Here is a 17,770-nt window from a genome sequence, read left to right as displayed (position 1 = left end):
CGGCGGGTCCTGCTGCGGCCCTCGTCGAAGGCAACATTTCCTCGCGACCTTAATTCACTCGAAGGGAGCTGTCCCTGATCAGGCCCGTGGGCCTGGGCACACGGCGCCCACCTGGCTACCCAGGTCGAGAGGATTTAAACGTCCTTCACGGTTCTTGCGGCGCCGCCAACCTCTTCCCCTCCTTGTGCGCAATCGCTCGCGACGCGGTCGCTCGCTGCTTGAGCGCGGGCCGGGCGCGCGCTACCGCTGGATCGCGTGTTTGACGCGGCCGGGCGGCTTTCCATGATCGACAAGCACGAACTCCGGGCGGCCATGCGGGCGACGCGCAAGCGGCTGACCGGCCTCGACCCCGAAGCGTCGCTGCGTGCGGCAGAGCATGTTGCAGACCTCCCACCGGGTGAAACCGTCGCCGTCTATCGCGCCATCGGCTCCGAACTGGACGCCGGGGCCCTGTCGCTGGCGCTGGCGCGCGCCGGCCGGTCGCTCTGCCTGCCGGTGGTGGTCGAGCGCGACGCCCCCATGATTTTCCGCCGCTGGTCGCCCGGCGAGCCGCTGGAACTCGACGAAGCCGGCGTGCCCGCGCCCTTCCCGCTGGCCGCGTCCGTCACGCCGGACCTCATCATCACCCCCCTGCTGGCCTTTGACGCCAGTGGCGGGCGGCTGGGGCAGGGGGGCGGCTATTACGACCGGACCTTCGCCGCCTTGCCGGACGTGATCCGCGTCGGCTTCGCCTACGCCGGGCAGGAGCAGGATAATCTGCCGCTCGAACCGCACGATATCCGCCTGCATGGCGTTCTGACCGAGAGGGGCTATAGAGCCGTCCCATGAGGCAGACCGTATGAGACTGGCGTTTTTCGGCGATGTGGTGGGCAAGTCCGGACGGGACGGCCTGAGTGATCACCTGCCGGCGCTGAAGCGCGACCTGAAGCTCGACTTCGTGGTGGTCAACGCCGAGAACGCCGCCGGCGGTTTCGGCATCACCGAGAACACCGCCCGCGAGCTGTTCATGGCCGGGGCCGACTGCCTGACCCTCGGCAACCATAGCTGGGACCAGCGCGAGGCGCTGACCTATATCGTGCGCGAGCCGCGCCTGATCCGGCCGCTCAACTACCCCCGTCTGATGGACGCGCCCGGCGCCGGGGCCAATCTGTTCGAGACCCATTCCGGCAAGACCGTTCTGGTCATGAACGTCCTTGGCCGCATCCACATGGACCCGATGGACTGTCCGTTCAGCGCGGTCGAGAAGGAGCTGGCGGCCTGTCCGATGGGCGCCGTGGCCGACGCCATCATCGTCGACATGCACTGCGAGGCCACGTCCGAGAAGATGGCCATGGGTCATTTCTGCGACGGCCGCGCCTCTCTCGTCGTCGGCACCCACACTCACGTCCCCACTGCCGACTGCCAGATCCTGACCGGCGGCACGGCCTACCAGACCGACGCCGGCGGCTGCTGCGACTACGACAGCGTCATCGGCAACGAGAAGGAAGAGCCCCTGCGGCGCTTCACCACCCGCCTGTCCGGCGGCCGTTACGTCCCGGCCCACGGACCCGCGACCGTCTGCGGCGTCTACGTCGAGACGGACGACAAGACAGGGCTCGCGACCCGCGTCGAGCCCATCCGGGTCGGCGGACGGCTGAGCCAGACCATCCCGGCGGTCTGAACCTGTCCAAAACTTAACCCCCGAACGCGCATCCGCCGAACCGGACTGCGCCCTCATGGCTCCGACAAACCGGAGCTGTTTCGATGCTTAAGATCCTCGCCGCCGTCGCGGCCCTCGTCCTGCCGACCGCGGCCCTCGCGCAGACGCCGGAGCCGGAGCCCGTCGAGGTGATGATCCTCGGCGCCTATCACATGGGAAATCCGGGCCAGGACCTCCACAACGCCCGGGTCGACCCGGTCACCACGCCCGAGAAGCAGGCCCAGCTTGAGGCGGTGGCGGAGGGACTGGTCCGGTTCCGTCCGACCGCCGTGGCCGTTGAGCGCATCGCTCGCGACCAGGCGACGATGCTGGACCACCGCTATCCGGACTTCACTCAGGCCGATCTGCTCACCAACCCCGACGAGCGGGTCCAGCTGGGGTACCGGCTGGCGCACCGACTGGACCTCGAGCGCGTCTACGCCATCGACGAGCAGGACCGCGAGGGCCAGCCGTCCTACTTCCCGTTCGAGGACGTTCAGCGCTGGGCTGAGGCCAACGGCGGCGCGGAGCGGCTCGGCGCCATGCACGGCGAGATCGCCGCCATGATCGCCGACCTCGAGCAACGGCAGGCGAGGGAGACGGTCGGTCAGCTGCTGAGGCGCATCAACACGCCCGAGCGCGTGCTGTGGGATCAGGGCTTCTACACCCGGCTGATGAGCTTCGGCGCCGCCGACGATCAGCCGGGGGCCGTGCTCAACGCGCGCTGGTACGCCCGCAACGCCCAGATCTTCGCCCGCCTGCTGCAGGTCGCCCGGCCGGGGGATCGCATCGTGGTGATCTACGGCTCGGGCCACAACTACTGGCTCCGCCAGATGGTCGAGACGACCCCCGGCTTCCGCCTCGTCGAACCGGCCGACTATCTGCCCGCGGAGTGAGTCACGCCGCGACCACCCGCCCGTCCCCGCTGGCCACCGCGAAGGTCGCCCGGGTGGTCAGCGTCCCGCCCCTTTCCGACACCTTGTCCAGCACCTTGAACTCGGTCCGCCAACGCTCCGGGGTCACGTCGCACACGGCATAGCCGCGCTGGGCGTTGTTGAACTTGAGGAACGGATTGTCGGCCAGATAGCGCCGGCCATCCGCCCGCTGATCCACCCCGTCCCCGGACGAGCTGATCGAGGTGGTGACGAACTCCGCCGCCACAGGCGCGCCCTCGAGGTTGCGGCTGTCGACAAACAGCTCGCCCGCATAGTTCTGGTGCTCGTCCCCGGTCAGCACGATCGTATTGGCGACGCGGCGGTCCCGCAGTCGGTCCAGCAGCCGCTGGCGAGGAATGCGGTATCCCGCCCAGGAATCCAGATTGTAGCCCGGCTCCGGCCCTTCCTTGCGGTCCAGATCCATCACCATGATCTGCTGCGCCAGCACCTTCCAGTGGGCGCGGCTGTGCTCCAGATTCCGGTACAGCCAGGCCTCCTGTGCCTCGCCCAGCACCTGCGCCCGCGGGTCCGAGACCCCGTCGCAGGTCGTCGCCCAGCTGTCGCCGCAGGGCTGGTCCGTGCGGTGCTGGCGGGTGTCGAGCAGGTTCAGGTCCAGCAGATTTCCCCACGACGCATGGCGGTACAGCTGGATGTCCGATCCGCGCGGGAAGGCCGACCGGCGCAGCGGCATATGTTCGTAGAAGGCCTGGGCCGCCGCCTGCCGCCGCAGCAGGAACACCTCCGGCGGCACGCCGTCGTCGCGGTCCGAGACCCAGTTGTTGGCCACCTCGTGGTCGTCCCAGGTCACATACCACGCCGCCGCCGCATGGCTGGCCTGCAGGTCCGTATCCAGCTTGTACTGGGCGTAGCGCCGCCGGTAGTCGTCCAGCGAATAGGTCTCGCCGCCGACATGCTGGCGCGGGTTCTCGATCGTCCCGCCCGAGCCCGTATAGGTCCGGTTGCCCCGCCCCTCATAAATGTAGTCGCCGTAGCAGTAGACGAAGTCGAAATCCTCGGCCGCCGCCTTGCGGTGGGCGGTGTAGAATCCCTGCTCATAGGCCTGGCAGCCCAGCACGCCGAAGCGGAGCCGCCCGACCGCTGCGCCCGCCGCCGGCGCGGTCTTCGCCCGCCCCCACGGCGTCCGCTCGGCGCCGGCGGTGAAGCGGTAGAAATACTCCCGGCCCGGCTCCAGCCCCTCGACCTCGACGTGCACCGCATGCCCCATCTCCGGCCGCGCCACCGCCTCGCCGTTGCGCGCCACATTGGAGAAGCTGCGATCCGTCGCCACCTCCCACTTCACCGGCACGGGCGCCGACGGCATGCCGTGGCCGATCTCCAGCGGACGGGGCGCCAGCCGGGTCCAGATCACGAACCCGTCCGGGGCCGGATCGCCGGAGGCTATGCCCAACTGGAACGGATATTCGGCGAACACCGGATCGGCGAGCGCCCGACGCCCGGCGCCCAGCGCCACCCCTCCCGCCCCGAGCGCCAACATCAGGCCCCGACGGGAGACGGAGGAGGGAAGGGTCATCGGGGAAGCTCCGCGGTTCGCACGCCGCAGATCTGGCATGGAAATGTGACGGACGTCACTCGTCCGCTGCGGCGGTCGGCTTCCACGCCTGCAGCGCGGCGATCTCGGCCCTGCGCGTCTCGATGGTCGATTGGGCCAGCTGGCGAAGGGCGGGGTCGGACGACTCGCGCAGTGACGCCTCCGCCCGGGCGATGGCGGCGCGGTGTTCCTCGATGGCGGCCTCGACATAGGCCTGGTCGCCGCCCGACGCAGGGCGCGCCGCCTCAATCTCGGCCGTGGTCCGCGTCGCCGCCGCCTGCCGCGCAGCGGCCGCGTCGCGCAACGCCTGTTCGACCGGATCGCCGCCGCCCTCGCAGGCCGCCAGCCCGAGGCCCGCCGCCAGCGCCACCGCCCTCAGGCCGCGCCTCATGCCCGGCCTTCGATCCAGTTCGGCAGCCAGCTCTCGTGCATCTCGCGCAGATGGTCCAGCGGCAGGCGGAACAGGTCGCCGTCCGGTCCGCCCGAGGCGAAGTCGCGCCCCTTGGCCCGGCCCACGATGCTGGCGTGAATGCCCGCGGCCTGCGCCGCCGCAAGGAGGTCCGTCGCATCCGGCACGGCGACCAGATAGCGCGCCTGATCCTCGCCGAAGAGCAGGATGTGGGCGTGCGCCGCCGAGGTCGCGTCCAGATCGACGCCGACGTCGGACGCCAGCGCGAGGTCCGCCGCCGCTCCGATCAGGCCGCCGTCCGACAGGTCGTGCACCACGGTCAGTGCGCCGGCCTCGATCTGGCCGCGCACGAAGTCGCCGGTCTTCCTCTCGAGCGCCAGATCGACCGGCGGCGGGGCTCCGTCCTCGCGTCCCAGCACCTCGCGCAGATAGAGCGAAGAGCCCAGCTCGCCGACCGTGTCGCCGATCAGCACCAGCACATCGCCCTCGTTCATGCCCGAGAAGCCGGTGACGATGTCGTAGTTGGTCAGCAGACCGACCGCCCCGACCGTCGGGGTCGGCGGAATGGCCGCCCCGTTTGTCTCGTTGTACAGGCTGACGTTGCCGCTCACGACAGGGAAGTCCAGCACCCGGCAGGCCTCGGCCATGCCGTCGATGGCGCGGACGATCTGGCCCATGATTTCGGGCCGCTGCGGATTGCCGAAATTGAGGTTGTCGGTGATGGCGATGGGCCGCGCGCCGACGGCGGTCAGGTTGCGCCACGCCTCGGCCACCGCCTGTTTGCCGCCCTCATAGGGGTCGGCCTGGACATAGCGCGGCGTGCAGTCCGAGGTCATGGCCAGACCCTTGTCCGTGCCGTGCACCCGCACCACGCCCGCATCCGCTCCGGTCGCCGAGTCCTGCAGGGTGTCGGCCATGACGTGGCGGTCGTACTGCTCCCAGATCCACCGTTTGGAGGCCATGTCCGGGCAGCACAGCACCTTGATCACCGCATCGACCCAGCTGTCCGGGGCCGGGATGGTCTTGGCGTCCAGCCGCGGCTGCAGCTCGGGCTGGACCCAGGGCCGGTCATACAGGGGCGCGTCGTCGAACAGCGGGGCCAGCGGCACGTCGCAGACCGTCTCGCCGTGATGCTTCAGCACCAGCCGGCCAGTGTCGGTGGTGACGCCGATCACCGCGGCGTCGAGGCCCCACTTCCTGAAGATGCGATAGCCGTCTTCTTCGCGGCCCGGCTTCAGGACCGCCAGCATCCGCTCCTGGCTTTCCGACAGCATCATCTCATAGGCCGTCATGCCCTCTTCGCGCTGGGGCACGGCGTCCATGTTCAGCTCGATGCCGACCTCGCCCTTGCCGGCCATTTCGACGGAAGAAGAGGTCAGGCCCGCCGCGCCCATGTCCTGGATCGCCGCCACGGCGCCCGAGGCCATCAGCTCCAGCGTGGCCTCGATCAGCAGCTTCTCGGCGAACGGATCGCCGACCTGCACGGTCGGGCGTTTCTCGTCGGAGTCCTCGTCGAACTCGGCCGAGGCCATGGTCGCGCCGTGGATGCCGTCCCGGCCGGTCTTTGAACCGAAATAGACCACCGACAGGCCCGGTGCGGGGGCGGCCGAGTAGAACAGGGCGTCCGCCTTGGCCACGCCCACGCACATGGCGTTGACCAGAATGTTGCCGTTGTATCCGGCGTGGAAATTGGTCTCGCCGCCCACCGTCGGCACGCCGACGCAGTTGCCGTAACCGCCGATGCCCGAGACCACGCCCTTGACCAGCCGCTTCGACTTCTCGTGCGACGGGTCGCCGAAACGCAGGGCGTTCAGCAGGGCCACCGGCCGTGCGCCCATGGTGAAGACGTCGCGCATGATGCCGCCCACGCCCGTCGCCGCGCCCTGATAGGGCTCGATGTAGGACGGGTGGTTGTGGCTCTCCATCTTGAAGATGCAGGCGTCGCCGTCGTCGATGTCGATGACCCCGGCGTTCTCGCCCGGCCCGCAGATCACCCGCGGCCCCTTGGTCGGGAATTTGCCGAGGTGGATCTTCGACGACTTGTACGAGCAGTGCTCGGACCACATCACCGAGAAGACGCCCAGTTCGACCTGGTTGGGCTCTCGCCCCAGCCGGTCGAGGACGACCTGATACTCATTGGGGGCCAGGCCGTATTCGGCGGCCAGTTCGGCCATGGTCTTTTGCGGAGCGCTCATGGCCGCGCCTTCTAGCCGCAGACGGGGCCCCTGTCAGCCGTCCTCGACGGGAACATCGGCGCTGGCCCGCCATTGAGTCCGGCGAAGCCAATGGAGGCCGCCATGACCGACCAGCCCATCGACCCCGCCGCCACGCCCGAGGATCCGGACGCCCCCGAGATCGCCGCCGACGACGCGGGCGCCAGCGCCGCCGCCGAACGGATGGCCAAACACGCCGCCAATGACGATGAAGGCGTCGAGGGGGAGGGCGTCTGATGGCCCGCACCCCAGCCGAGACCGCTCCGACTCACCCCGACCATCAGCAGATGGATCGCTCCAACGATCCGGAGGTCACCCGGGCGATGAACGAGGCGGCGCCCGCCGTCGCCATGGCCAGCCGCCGTCAGCGCCTGACCGGCTCGGCCGTCGGGGTCGGCAGCGTCGGCTTCGATGATAGCGGCGCCTTCGACGTCGGCGACCCCGATCACGACCCGCGGCCCGATCCCGAAGCAGACTAGTCCGCGGCGCGTTCGATCCCCGGCCGCAGCCGGAAGGTCAGGATGACCGCCCCGACCAGCACGGCGACCGCCGCCGCCAGAGCGACATAGGCCAGCGGCGGGTTCCGCTCCTGCTCGGCCACGAAGGCCCCCAGCAGTCCCCATGCGATCGGCATGGCATAGGCCAGGGTGCGGAGCCGCAGACTCACGACCAGCGCCACGAGCGCCACGACCACGATCGCCAGCATCGCCCAGCCGGTCGGCCTCAGCACGGCCGGCAGCGCGTCGTTCCCCGTCAGCACTGTCAGCAGGTTCAACGGCGCCGCCACCGTCAGCCAACCCGCCAGAAGCGCCAGCGGCCAGACCACCAGCCAGCGATCCCGGTCCCGGCCATCCAGCGCCCGGATGCTTCCGGCGTTGTACAGCAGTGGAACCAGCAGTACGGCCAGCGAGGCGAAGATCAGCACCACCGTCGCCGCTTCCCAGTCGAAGGCGGCTGCGACGACCCACCACCCGATGCCGAGAAGGGCCGCGACCGACGGCCAGCCGAACCGGTGGATCAGCAGGCTCTCGCCAGTCTGCGGCAGCGCCTGCCGCACCGCGTAGGCGAGGAGACCCAGATAGATCAGCCCCCAGATCGCAAAGGCGTAGCCCGCCACTCTGAGCGTCTCGTCGCTGTCCGCGGAGAATTCGGCCGGGGTCTGGCCCCAGCCCATCAGGACCTGGGACTGGCCGACCACGACAGCGAACACCGCGGCGGCCAGCACGATCAGCCGCCGGGTGGTCTGGGCGGGCGTCGGTCGAATGATCGAGGACATGTTGGCTCCTGCAAGCGCGGCGGTTGAGGACTCTACGCACCTGCGGCGCGATTGGTTCATCTCCGCCCGGAACCCCGACATCGACGCGGGGTTGAGTCGCAAAGGAGATCGCCATGGCCGACCAGACCGACCGCCCCGAAGAAGCCCCCCATTTCGAGACCGACACGGTTCAGGCCGACCGGGCCCGCGAGCAGGGCCTCGGCCTTGGCGAACGTGAGTTGAAGGCCCAGCGCGACCCCGGCGGGGTCCGCACCGCCGACGAGGATCCGACGATGGAAGGCGGGGCGTCGCTGAACGCCGATGACGACGATGCGCTCGATCAGTCGATCGGCGTCCAGGGTTCGGAGCCCGCCTAGCGGCGCAGCGGCCGTCTCGGGTCTGCGGGGTCAGGCCGCCGCGAAGATGCTGCGGAACAGGGTGGCTCCGTCGGCCGAACCGAGCTCATCCTCGAAGGCCCGGTCGGGGTGGGGCATCATGCCCAGCACATTGCCGCGCGCGTTCTGGATGCCGGCGATGTCGTCGACCGAACCGTTCGGATTGTCGACATAGCGGAACACCACCTGGCCCTCGCCCTCGATCCTTTTCAGGGTTTCTGCGTCGGCGAAATAATTCCCGTCGCCATTGCCTTGGGTCATGATCACTTCGCGCTGGCCCTGATAACCCGCGGTGAAGCGGGTCTGACCGTTGGCGACGGTCAGGCTGACCGGCTTGCAGACGTATTTCAGCCCGGCGTTCCTCAGCAGGGCGCCCGGCAGCATTCCGGCCTCGCACAGGATTTGGAAGCCGTTGCAGATGCCGACCACGGCCACGCCGTCATCGGCGGCCTTCTTGACCGCCTGCATCACCGGCGCCTGCGCCGCCATGGCCCCGCAGCGCAGATAGTCGCCATAGGAGAACCCGCCGGGCAGGACGATCAGGTCCAGCCCCTTGGGCAGTTCCGTTTCCTGATGCCAGACCATGTCGACGGACTCGCCCGTCGAGCGTTCGATCGCGACCTTGCAGTCGCGGTCGCAGTTGGACCCCGGGAAGACGATAACGGCTGCGCTCATGGGCGCGCCTCTAGCATCGTTCGACGGCCTTGTCAGGGCGCAGATCAGCCTTGGCCGGTGTTCTCGTACGACGCAGTGATCGACGCCTTCGCCAGCGTATGGAAATGCAGATTAAATCCGAACACCGCGCCGGAGTTGTCCCGCGTCACGTCGAGCCTGTCCGTATCGACGGCGAAGACGGTGAAGATGTAGCGGTGCGGCCCATGCCTTGGGGGCGGGGCTGCGCCGCCGAAGCCGGGCTCGCCGAAATCGGTCCGCCCCTCGATCGCCCCGGCTGGAACCGGTCCGCCGGCAGGCAGCTCGGTCACATCGGCGGGGATATTGGCCACCGTCCAGTGCCAGAACCCCGAGCCCGTCGGCGCGTCCGGATCGTAGCAGGTGACGGCGTAGCTTTTCGTCCCCTCAGGCGCCCCGGACCATTTCAGATGCGGGGAGACGTTCCCCTTCGCATGGACCTGCGCGTCCGGCAGCACGCCGCCGTCGGTGAGGTTGTTGGAGCTGAGGGTGAAGGTCATGGCGAAGTCCTCGTCGGTGGTCCAGGGACCCTAACGCACGAGCACCGCCGTCGTCCCGGTCAGTGCGCCGCCTGTTTGGCTTCAGGCGTAAAGGCCCGATCGTCCATCAGTCCGCCCGCCAGCGCCGCCGCGAACACCACGCAGGCGGCGGCGACGAACAGAATGATCAGCAGCTTGACGAGGCGGCTCACGCCACCTCGACGCGATAGCTTTCGATGACCGTGTTGGCGAGCAACTGCTCGCACATCTTCTTCGCCTCGGCGGCGGGATCGCCCACGCCGTCCAGGTCGAACTCGATCAGCTTGCCGACCCGGGCGTTGGCGACGCCGGCCCAGCCCAGTCCGTGCAGGGCGCCTTCGACGGCCTTGCCCTGAACGTCCAGCACGCCCGGTTTCAGGAACACGTGAACCTTGACCCTCGCCATCAGTGCAGTCCCCCCTGAATCACGGTCGGCATGTCCTTCATGATGCCGAGGCGGCGGGCCACCTCGGTGTAGCTTTCGATGACATTGCCGAGATCGCGGCGGAAGCGGTCCTTGTCCAGCTTCTCACCCGTGGCGCTGTCCCACAGCCGGCACGAATCGGGGCTGATCTCGTCGGCCAGGATGACCCGGCTGAAATCATTCTCCCATACCCGGCCGAACTCGATCTTGAAGTCCACCAGGGTGATGCCGACGGCGCCGAACATGCCCGACAGATAGTCGTTCACCCGCACCGTCATCGCCAGGATGTCATCAAGCTCCTGGGTCGAGGCCCAGTTGAAGGCGGTGATATGCTCTTCCGTGACCATCGGATCGTTGAGCTCGTCCTTCTTGAGATAGAACTCGATGATCGAGCGGGGCAGGGGCGTGCCCTCCTCGATGCCCAGCCGCTGGCTCATCGAGCCCGCCACGATGTTGCGGCACACCACTTCCAGCGGAATGATCTCGACCTCGCGGATCAGCTGCTCGCGCAGGTTCAGCCGCTTGATGAAGTGGTTGGTCACGCCGATGCCGTTCAGCCGCGACATGATGAATTCGCTGATGCGGTTGTTGATGACGCCCTTGCCTTCCAGCTGGGCCTTCTTCTCGCCGTTGAAGGCCGTGGCGTCGTCCTTGAAATACTGGATCAGGGTGCCGGGCTCGGGCCCCTCATACAGAATCTTGGCCTTGCCCTCGTAGAGCTTCTTGCGCTTGACGTTCATCATCGTGGGTCCGGGCGGGCCTCGCCAGAAACGAAAATCGCGCGGCCAGCACGGTGGTCTGGGCGGCGCGATCCGGAATCGGGCGGGCGGGAGAATTCGACGGGCCCTCCCTTACCGGAAGCCGGGCTGCGACACAAACGCAGCCCTCGAATGAACCGTCAGGGTTTCCGTTGCGTTCGGCTCTGGTGAGGCTATAGACCACCTCGACCGCGGTCCCGTTCCGGGCCGCCTGACGGAGCCTGCAGACGCCCATGACGACCTTCGACGATCGGGAAAAGGGCTTCGAGTCCAAGTACGCCCTCGATCAGGAACAGGAATTCAAGGCTGTCGCGCGGCGCAACAAGCTGCTCGGCCTGTGGGCGGCCGAGAAGATGGGCCTCTCCGCCGAGAGCGCCGAGGAATATGGCCGCGCCATCGTTCGCGCCGACTTCGAACAGCCGGGCGAGGAAGACGTCTATCGCAAGATCGCACAGGACCTCGAAGGCGCCGGCCTGACCGTCTCGGAAGGCGAAATCCGTCGCAAGATGGACGAACTGGCTTCGGTGGCTCGCGAGCAGATTCGCGCCGGCGAATAAGTCTTCCCCACATCCAACGACGAAAGACCGCGGCCTTTCGGCGGCGGCCTTTCCGGACGGATCGATTGGGCGATCCGCCGCCGGCGCCGAATGGGGAAGGCGCCGGTATGACTGGGCGCCCCGTCAGCCGGGCGCCGCGACCGTATCGACCGCGTGAATCACGCCGTTTGACGTCACTACATCCGCCTCCATCACGCGCAGGACACCGCCCGCCGCATCGGTCAGCAGAATCGAGCCGTTCGCGTCGACGCGGGCGGTCAGCGCGCCTCCCTGCATCGTGGTGAGGGCCAGCGAGCCGCCGCCTGTCTGGATGCGCTGCACCAGGCTGGCGGCGTCCAGCCGGGCGGGGATCACGTGATAGGTCAGCAGCCGCCGCAACTCTGCCTGGCCCTCGGGTTGGGTCAGGGCGTCCCGTTCCTCCGCCGGAATCTTCTCGAACGCCGCATTGGTCGGGGCGAAGACGGTGAAGGGGCCCGCGCCGTCTAGCGTCTCGTCCAGACCGGCGGTCTGGATGGCGCTGACCAGGGTGGTGAAGTCGGGATCGCGCTCCGCCGCCGCCAGCAGGGTCTCCGTCGCCGCCGGGCTCGCGGCGGGCGCGTTCGCGGGGGGCGGGCTTCCCTCCGTTTGCGACTCCGTCTTGCGGTCGCAGGCTGTGAGCGCCAGCGCCACGGCCGCCAGCACGGTCAGCGCGATACGGGTCGACCTCATCGCGAATGCCCTCTGCGGCGCCGCCCTCCCGGCGGCTCCTGCAACGGATATGGCTGAGGCGCGAAAAGGATGCGTGGCCGCTGCGTTTTTCCTCAGCCGGCCTGTCCGGTGCGGCGCTGGTCGAGGGCGCCGGCCAGCGCGGCCCAGGCCTCCGCCTTCTGATCGAACGGCCGCGCATGAGCCGGGCTGGAGGACGGCAGGTCGATCAGCGTCACCCCCGCCGGCGGCGCCGCCAGAACCGCCCGCCCCAGTCGCGCGGCCGTCCCGCCGTTGAACGCCACGGCGCGGAGCGCCGGCAGACTCTCCACCAGCCCCCGCAGGTCGGCCGCCTCGGGACGGCGAATGGCGGCGTCCAGGCTTCCCGGACGCTCGGCGCTGGCGATGACGTCCCACAGCCCGATCCCGGCCGCCCGCAGCCGCGCCAGCCTGTCGTCATAGGGCAGACCGGCCAGGTCCTGGTCGATGACGCCGCCGATCAGCCGCCAGAAGGCGTTGCGCGGATGGCCGTAATACTGCGCCGCCCTCAGTGAGGCGTCCCCGGGCAGGCTGCCCAGAATCAGCAGGCGCGTCTTCGCATCGACGACCGGGTCGAATCCGGCCTTGCGGGTCACGCGGCCCCGAACACCCGGGCGAACACCGTGTCGATGTGCTTGGTGTGATAGCCGATGTCGAACAGCGCCTCGAGCTGGGCCTCCGGCAGGGTCACCCGCGCGTCGGCCTTCAGGAAGTCGAGGAAGGCCCCTTCGCCGCGCCACACCTTCATGGCGTTCTCCTGCACCGCGGCATAGGCGTCCTCGCGCGAGACGCCGGCCTGCGTCAGCGCCAGCATGACGCGCTGAGAATGCACCAGCCCGCCCAGCAGGTTCAGATTCTTCGCCATGTTCTCGGGATAGACGTTGAGCCGCTCGACCACGTTCGCCAGCCGGTGCAGGGCGAAGTCCAGGTGGATGGTCGCGTCCGGCCCGATGCCGCGCTCAACCGAGGAATGGCTGATGTCGCGCTCGTGCCACAGGGCGACGTTCTCCATCGCCGGCGTCACCGCCGAGCGCACCAGCCGGGCCAGGCCGGTCAGGTTCTCGGTCAGAATGGGATTGCGCTTGTGCGGCATGGCCGACGAGCCCTTCTGGCCCTTGTCGAAAAACTCTTCCGCCTCCAGCACCTCGGTGCGCTGCAGGTGGCGGATTTCGATCGCCAGCCGCTCGACCGACGAGGCCACCACGCCCAGCGCCGCGAAGAAGGCCGCGTGCCGGTCGCGCGGGATCACCTGGGTCGAGACCGGCTCGATCTGCAGACCCATCTTCTCCGCGACATAGGCCTCCACCGCCGGATCGACGTTGGCGAAGGTGCCCACGGCCCCGGAGATGGCGCAGGTGGCGATCTCTTCCTTCGCCGTCAGCAGCCGCCGCTTCGCCCGCTGGAACTCGGCGTGATAGCCGGCCAGTTTCAGGCCGAAGGTCACCGGCTCGGCGTGGATGCCGTGGCTGCGACCGACGCACGGCGTCAGCTTGTGCTCTTTCGCCCGGGTCTCCAGCGCCGCCAGCACCCGGTCCACGCCCTCGATCAGCAGATCCGACGCCCGCGCCAGCTGCACGGCGAAACAGGTGTCCAGCACATCCGACGAGGTCATCCCCTGGTGCAGGAACCGCGCCTCCTCGCCGACGATCTCGGCCACATGGGTCAGGAAGGCGATGACGTCGTGTTTGGTGGTGCGCTCGATCTCATCGATGCGGTCGGCGTCGAACACTGCGTCCTTGCCCTTGGCCCAGATCGCCTCGGCGGCGCTGGCCGGGATCGTGCCCAGCTCGGCCATCTTCGTGGCGGCGTGCGCCTCGATCTCGAACCAGATCCGGTATTTGGTCTCCTGCGACCAGATGGCGACGGCGGCGGGGCGGGAATAGCGCGTGATCATGGGCGCGGGGTGTCGGTCCGGGGCCCGCGGGAGTCAAGCGCAGCTTGTGGCGACCTGGCTCAAACTCATTGGCGCGACCGGCCGAAGCCCCTTATGGCCAGGGTCGTCGTCAGCGAGGAGCCCGCCCATGGAACTGATCATCGGACCGCGTCTGTACTCGACCTGGTCGCTGCGCCCCTGGCTGGTGCTGAAGCGCTGCAAGGCCGACTTCACCGTCCGCGAGATCGACATCTATTCGCCCGAGGGCCAGGTCGAGCTGGAGCGCGTCTCGCCCTCCCGCCTCGTGCCCCTGCTCAAGGTCGAGGGCGAGACCATCTGGGACTCCATGGCCATCGCCGTCTGGTGCGCCGAGCGGTATCCTGAAGCGAAGCTGTGGCCCGCTGACGCCCACGCCCGCTGGCTGGCCCGCTCCGCCGCCTGCGAGATGCATGGCGGCTTCATGGGCCTGCGCACCGACTGCGGCATGGGGCCGGATCACAGCATGGTCGGCCCCGACCGCGCTCCGCCGCCGAAGGGCGAGGCTGCGGAGCGCGACATCCGCCGCATCGTCTCGCTGTGGATGGAGATGCGCCGCCGCTTCGGCGAGGGCGGCCCGTATCTGTTCGGCGAGTGGTCGATTCCGGACGCCTTCTTCACGCCGGTCGCCACCCGTTTCCGCCACTACCAGATCGACCTCGCGGCCCATGGCGACGACGGTTCGGCCGCAGCCTATCGCGACGCCCTGCTGGCCCAGCCCGACTTCCTCGAGTGGTCGGCGGAAGCCTTGCGTTAACCGGGCTCCGGAACCCGGCCTTAAGACAACATTGGTATTCGGGGAGCCTCGCCAACGCCCCGTGCGTTCAGGGTCGGCCATGACGATGCCTGTCGAACAGCCCCAGCCTCGCCGCCCCAGCCTGATGGTCTATGGGCTGTTGATCGTGATCGCCTGCTGTCTGCCGGCGCTGCTGCTCGCGGGCCTCTAGCTAGCGCGCGCCGCCGACGTTGGCCACCGAGGCGACTTCCAGCGTCTGGACCGGTGCAGGCGGCACATAGTCGAGCGCCAGCGGCACCCGGGTCGCGCCCGACGCCACGGCATCCAGCGTATTCAGCGGCAGCCCGTTCAGACGCTGATAGATCCAGTAGGCCGCCACGACCTTTTCGACGTAGTCCCGCGCCTGCGGCACATCGATCGTCTCGATCAGCAGCAGCGGATCGGCGTCGTGGCCCAGCTTGCGCACCGCCCCGACCATCGGCCCGGGCCCGGCGTTGTACGACGCCGCGACCCGCAACAGGTCGCCGTTGATGGCCGGCATGGCCAGCACCCTGTTGACATAGGCCTGGCCGAGGCGAGCGTTCACGGCCGGGTCGTACAGGCGGTCGGGGTTGCTGACGAAGTCCCGGTCGTTGGCCAGCTCCGCCGCCGTGGTCGGCATCACCTGCATCAGTCCATAGGCGCCCACCGCCGAGCGCGCACGGGCGTTGAAGTCGGTCTCCTTGCGGGCGATGGCGTAGACCAGCGAGCGTTCGATGGTGAAGCCGCCCTCGGGTTCGATGACCGGTTGCGGATAGCGGTCGGCGTCGATGCGGCGCCCGTCGTCGCCGACCCCGGTCACCCGCGGTCCGAGCGCCCGGCCCAGCGCCGCCCACAGCTGCCGACCCCGGTCTGTCACCGACGAGCGCAGGCCGGTGCGCAGTTCGTCGCGCGCGTCCGTGCCCCGTCCGACCTCATAATAGGCCACCATGCGGCGGGCCCGGTCGTCGGAGCGGATGAAGGCGTTCAGTTCGTCGGCGTCCACGGCCGGCTCGTCCGGCTGCCAGCTCGCGCGCTGCAACGTCGCCGCCGAGTAGGGTGTCGGCCCGAGGTTCTCGATCGTCGGCTCTTCGCCCAGCTGGCGCAGGGCGATCTGGCCATAGAAGGTCGCGGGCCAGGCCCCGGCCTGGCGCAGCAGCGGCTGCACCCGGTCCTGCTGCCCCGAGCGCGCGGCGCTGCGGGCGGCCCAGAAGGCGGCCCCCGAACGCACCCAGCCGTCCTCGGTCGGATCGTCCAGCACCCGTTCGAAGGCGGTTGCGGCCTTCCCGAACTCGCCGAGCCGGTACTGGGCCAGCCCGACCACCCACCAGTCGCCGATCTGCTCGCCCAGCGTGACCGCGCCGGTCAGATCGTCACGGTTCAGCGCGATCCGCGCCGCCTTGGTCGGATCGTCCGGCGAGGCTCCGCCGCCGGCCTGGACCACGGTCGACCAGGTGCGGCCGCTGACGCTCGAGGGCCGCTTCGGCTCGGGCGCGCCGTCCGGACGGCGGCGCAGGGCCAGATTGTAGGCACGGGGCGCGCCGGGCAGGTCGGAATACTCCTCCAGCCACGCCGCCAGTTCTTCATAGGTGGCCGAATAGTCGGCGTGGAACAGCCGCTCGAATTCGACCTGGCCCAGCAGCACGCGGTCATTGGCCTGACGGGCCGAGGCGCGGGCGGCTTCCAGATCCCCGCGGCGCAGGGCGTCGAACGCGGTGGTGTAGCTGAGGCGGTCGGCCGGGCTCAGGGCCGAGATGACGCTGCGGCGTCCGTCTTCCTCGGCCTGCGCGGGCAGGGCGGCCCCGAGAATGAGCGCAAACGCCACGGCGGTCGGCGCGAACATCGCGCGGCGGAAAGTCTTCGGCACTGAGGCGGCCCCCCTTGAAGCGTCATGCGGATCGTCTCGACTCGATCCGCGCGGCGCTGTTCGTTCGGTCGTCAGGCCAGAAAGGCGCCACAGCCCCGGCCCGTGTCAAGGTTCCACCCCTTTTGGGGCAGTTTTGAGTCGGACGGGTTAACGGGCGGCGTCTTTGTCCAGCCGGGCGACCAGCGACAGCATGTCGGCCCATGCCTGCCGCTTGGCCATCGGCTGGCGCAGCAGGAAGGCCGGATGCAGCGTCGGCAGCGCCGGGGCCGAGACCCCGCCCTCAGCCAGCCGCCATTCGCGCCACTGGCCCCGCAGCTTCATGATTCCTTCGTCCGCGCCCAGCACCGACTTCGACGCCGCCGCCCCGACCAGCAGCACCGCCTTCGGTTTCAGCAGGGCGAAGGCCCGCTCCACGAAAGGGGCGCACACGGCCTGCTCGGCCGGCGTCGGCGTGCGATTCCCCGGCGGCCGCCAGAACACGGTGTTGGTGATGAAAACCCGCCCCTCCAGTCCCGCCTCGGCCAGCATCCGGTCCAGCAGCTGGCCCGCCTTGCCGACGAACGGCTGGCCGCGCTCGTCCTCCTCGCCCCCGGGCCCTTCGCCGATGACCAGCACCTCGGCCTCGGGATTGCCCCGCGCGAACACCGCCTGACGGGCCCCCAGGCCTTTCAGGGGACAGCCCTCGAACGCGGCGATCGCCTGCCCCAGCGCCTCCAGCGTCTCCGCCCCCGCCGCCAGCCGCCGCGCTTCGGCGGTGGCGTCGGAGGCGTCGATCACGGGGGTGACGGCCGCCGTCGCCCTGGCCACCGCCTTCACCGCCGGCGGCGGCTCGACATGCGTCCGGTCGACCGGCGCGTCCCCGAAACAGGCGTCGACCCCCGCATCCCGCCAGAAGGCGAGCAGGCTTTCGGTCGCGGCGGCGTCGAGGGTGTGCGGTGTCATGGGCGGGTCGCGACAGGGATAGTCCTTGACCACCCTTGCGTCACCTTCCGATAAGCGGAAAACCACAAGACCCTGCTTATGACGAGGATTCAGCCATGGCCGAGGACGCTATCGAGGGCGGCGCGACGAACGCCTGGCAGGAAGCCGTAATCGACAAACTGCCGCCCGCCGAGGCGCTCGCAGGCGTCGAGCGC

The 17,770-nt window shown here is 69.2% G+C and carries 22 protein-coding genes and 1 other RNA gene; 9 read left to right on the top strand and 14 right to left on the bottom strand.

The features are described 5' to 3' along the window. Positions 1-6 precede the first annotated feature (6 nt). The 4 genes from ssrS (at position 7) to V6M45_RS02175 (ending at position 2,574) form a co-directional block, all read left to right on the top strand. A non-coding RNA gene (gene ssrS / locus V6M45_RS02190) (6S RNA) lies at positions 7-167 on the top strand. 115 nt (positions 168-282) lie between these two features. Beyond that, on the top strand, positions 283-828 hold the full coding sequence (locus tag V6M45_RS02185; RefSeq protein WP_332653703.1) for a 5-formyltetrahydrofolate cyclo-ligase: 546 nt from the start codon (positions 283-285) through the stop codon (positions 826-828). Between the two features lie 10 nt (positions 829-838). Continuing rightward, positions 839-1,660, top strand: a complete 822-nt coding sequence (locus tag V6M45_RS02180; RefSeq protein WP_332653702.1) for a TIGR00282 family metallophosphoesterase — start codon at positions 839-841, stop codon at positions 1,658-1,660. Between the two features lie 83 nt (positions 1,661-1,743). Beyond that, complete coding sequence (locus tag V6M45_RS02175; protein ID WP_332653700.1) at positions 1,744-2,574, top strand: DUF5694 domain-containing protein; 831 nt, start codon at positions 1,744-1,746, stop codon at positions 2,572-2,574. Between the two features lies 1 nt (position 2,575). Here V6M45_RS02175 and V6M45_RS02170 read toward each other — a convergent pair whose 3' ends face one another. From V6M45_RS02170 to purL, 3 genes are read right to left on the bottom strand one after another with little or no spacing between them, the layout of a single operon-like run. After that, positions 2,576-4,144 carry an alkaline phosphatase D family protein gene (locus V6M45_RS02170; RefSeq protein ID WP_332653699.1) on the bottom strand — a complete coding sequence of 523 codons (1,569 nt, stop codon included), beginning with the start codon at positions 4,142-4,144 and terminating at the stop codon, positions 2,576-2,578. A 55-nt stretch (positions 4,145-4,199) separates the two neighbouring features. After that, positions 4,200-4,553 carry a DUF305 domain-containing protein gene (locus tag V6M45_RS02165; RefSeq protein ID WP_332653698.1) on the bottom strand — a complete coding sequence of 118 codons (354 nt, stop codon included), beginning with the start codon at positions 4,551-4,553 and terminating at the stop codon, positions 4,200-4,202. After that, positions 4,550-6,766, bottom strand: coding sequence for a phosphoribosylformylglycinamidine synthase subunit PurL (gene purL / locus V6M45_RS02160; RefSeq protein ID WP_332653697.1), 2,217 nt, complete (start codon positions 6,764-6,766; stop codon positions 4,550-4,552). The genes V6M45_RS02165 and purL overlap by 4 nt, the downstream gene beginning before the upstream one ends. A 102-nt stretch (positions 6,767-6,868) precedes the next feature. On the opposite strand from purL, the gene V6M45_RS02155 reads away from it, so the two are divergent. Together V6M45_RS02155 and V6M45_RS02150 are read left to right on the top strand one after the other, a co-directional pair. Further along, positions 6,869-7,021 carry a hypothetical protein gene (locus V6M45_RS02155; RefSeq protein WP_332653696.1) on the top strand — a complete coding sequence of 51 codons (153 nt, stop codon included), beginning with the start codon at positions 6,869-6,871 and terminating at the stop codon, positions 7,019-7,021. Further along, positions 7,021-7,263 (top strand): Tat pathway signal protein, encoded by a 243-nt coding sequence (locus V6M45_RS02150; RefSeq protein WP_332653695.1) that lies wholly within the window; start codon positions 7,021-7,023, stop codon positions 7,261-7,263. Before V6M45_RS02155 ends, V6M45_RS02150 begins: the two co-directional genes overlap by 1 nt. Here the strand turns inward: V6M45_RS02150 and V6M45_RS02145 are convergent. Continuing rightward, positions 7,260-8,060: a hypothetical protein gene (locus V6M45_RS02145; protein ID WP_332653694.1), complete on the bottom strand. Its 801-nt coding sequence runs from the start codon at positions 8,058-8,060 to the stop codon at positions 7,260-7,262. The genes V6M45_RS02150 and V6M45_RS02145 overlap by 4 nt on opposite strands. 113 nt (positions 8,061-8,173) lie before the next feature. Here V6M45_RS02145 and V6M45_RS02140 point away from each other — a divergent pair, with 113 nt between their 5' ends. Next, entirely contained in the window at positions 8,174-8,416 is a 243-nt protein-coding gene (locus tag V6M45_RS02140; protein ID WP_332653692.1) for a hypothetical protein, read from the top strand. Positions 8,417-8,446: 30 nt separating this feature from the next. Here the strand turns inward: V6M45_RS02140 and purQ are convergent, their stop codons facing one another. From purQ to purC, 5 genes are read right to left on the bottom strand one after another with little or no spacing between them, the layout of a single operon-like run. Further along, on the bottom strand, positions 8,447-9,109 hold the full coding sequence (gene purQ / locus V6M45_RS02135) for a phosphoribosylformylglycinamidine synthase subunit PurQ (protein WP_332653691.1): 663 nt from the start codon (positions 9,107-9,109) through the stop codon (positions 8,447-8,449). A 44-nt stretch (positions 9,110-9,153) separates the two neighbouring features. Next, positions 9,154-9,624, bottom strand: coding sequence for a YbhB/YbcL family Raf kinase inhibitor-like protein (locus V6M45_RS02130; RefSeq protein ID WP_332653690.1), 471 nt, complete (start codon positions 9,622-9,624; stop codon positions 9,154-9,156). A gap of 59 nt (positions 9,625-9,683) precedes the next feature. Continuing rightward, complete coding sequence (locus V6M45_RS02125) at positions 9,684-9,815, bottom strand: hypothetical protein (protein WP_332653689.1); 132 nt, start codon at positions 9,813-9,815, stop codon at positions 9,684-9,686. Beyond that, positions 9,812-10,048: a phosphoribosylformylglycinamidine synthase subunit PurS gene (purS, locus tag V6M45_RS02120; RefSeq protein WP_332653688.1), complete on the bottom strand. Its 237-nt coding sequence runs from the start codon at positions 10,046-10,048 to the stop codon at positions 9,812-9,814. Before purS ends, V6M45_RS02125 begins: the two co-directional genes overlap by 4 nt. Continuing rightward, positions 10,048-10,806, bottom strand: a complete 759-nt coding sequence (gene purC / locus V6M45_RS02115; RefSeq protein WP_332653705.1) for a phosphoribosylaminoimidazolesuccinocarboxamide synthase — start codon at positions 10,804-10,806, stop codon at positions 10,048-10,050. The genes purS and purC overlap by 1 nt, the downstream gene beginning before the upstream one ends. 251 nt (positions 10,807-11,057) lie before the next feature. Here purC and V6M45_RS02110 point away from each other — a divergent pair, with 251 nt between their 5' ends. Further along, positions 11,058-11,381, top strand: a complete 324-nt coding sequence (locus tag V6M45_RS02110; RefSeq protein ID WP_332653687.1) for a DUF1476 domain-containing protein — start codon at positions 11,058-11,060, stop codon at positions 11,379-11,381. A gap of 123 nt (positions 11,382-11,504) precedes the next feature. On the opposite strand, the gene V6M45_RS02105 is transcribed toward V6M45_RS02110, so the two are convergent. The 3 genes from V6M45_RS02105 to purB all read right to left on the bottom strand — a co-directional run bounded on the left by V6M45_RS02105 (position 11,505) and on the right by purB (position 13,998). Further along, on the bottom strand, positions 11,505-12,089 hold the full coding sequence (locus tag V6M45_RS02105; RefSeq protein WP_332653686.1) for a fasciclin domain-containing protein: 585 nt from the start codon (positions 12,087-12,089) through the stop codon (positions 11,505-11,507). A gap of 92 nt (positions 12,090-12,181) precedes the next feature. Continuing rightward, entirely contained in the window at positions 12,182-12,700 is a 519-nt protein-coding gene (locus V6M45_RS02100; RefSeq protein ID WP_332653685.1) for a DNA-deoxyinosine glycosylase, read from the bottom strand. Then, positions 12,697-13,998 (bottom strand): adenylosuccinate lyase, encoded by a 1,302-nt coding sequence (purB, locus tag V6M45_RS02095; protein WP_332653682.1) that lies wholly within the window; start codon positions 13,996-13,998, stop codon positions 12,697-12,699. Before purB ends, V6M45_RS02100 begins: the two co-directional genes overlap by 4 nt. A 127-nt stretch (positions 13,999-14,125) precedes the next feature. Between purB and V6M45_RS02090 the strand changes: the two genes are divergently transcribed. Beyond that, positions 14,126-14,770 (top strand): glutathione S-transferase, encoded by a 645-nt coding sequence (locus tag V6M45_RS02090; RefSeq protein ID WP_332653681.1) that lies wholly within the window; start codon positions 14,126-14,128, stop codon positions 14,768-14,770. Positions 14,771-14,960: 190 nt separating this feature from the next. Here the strand turns inward: V6M45_RS02090 and V6M45_RS02085 are convergent, their stop codons facing one another. Continuing rightward, a complete protein-coding gene (locus tag V6M45_RS02085; RefSeq protein ID WP_332653680.1) occupies positions 14,961-16,634 on the bottom strand; it encodes a lytic transglycosylase domain-containing protein in 1,674 nt (557 codons plus the stop codon). A gap of 147 nt (positions 16,635-16,781) precedes the next feature. Continuing rightward, positions 16,782-17,576 (bottom strand): uracil-DNA glycosylase, encoded by a 795-nt coding sequence (locus tag V6M45_RS02080; RefSeq protein ID WP_332653679.1) that lies wholly within the window; start codon positions 17,574-17,576, stop codon positions 16,782-16,784. Positions 17,577-17,770: the final 194 nt, after the last annotated feature.

This window comes from Brevundimonas sp. (genome assembly GCF_036676055.1).
GTDB lineage: Bacteria > Pseudomonadota > Alphaproteobacteria > Caulobacterales > Caulobacteraceae > Brevundimonas.
This window is presented reverse-complemented; position numbering and strand designations above follow the sequence as displayed.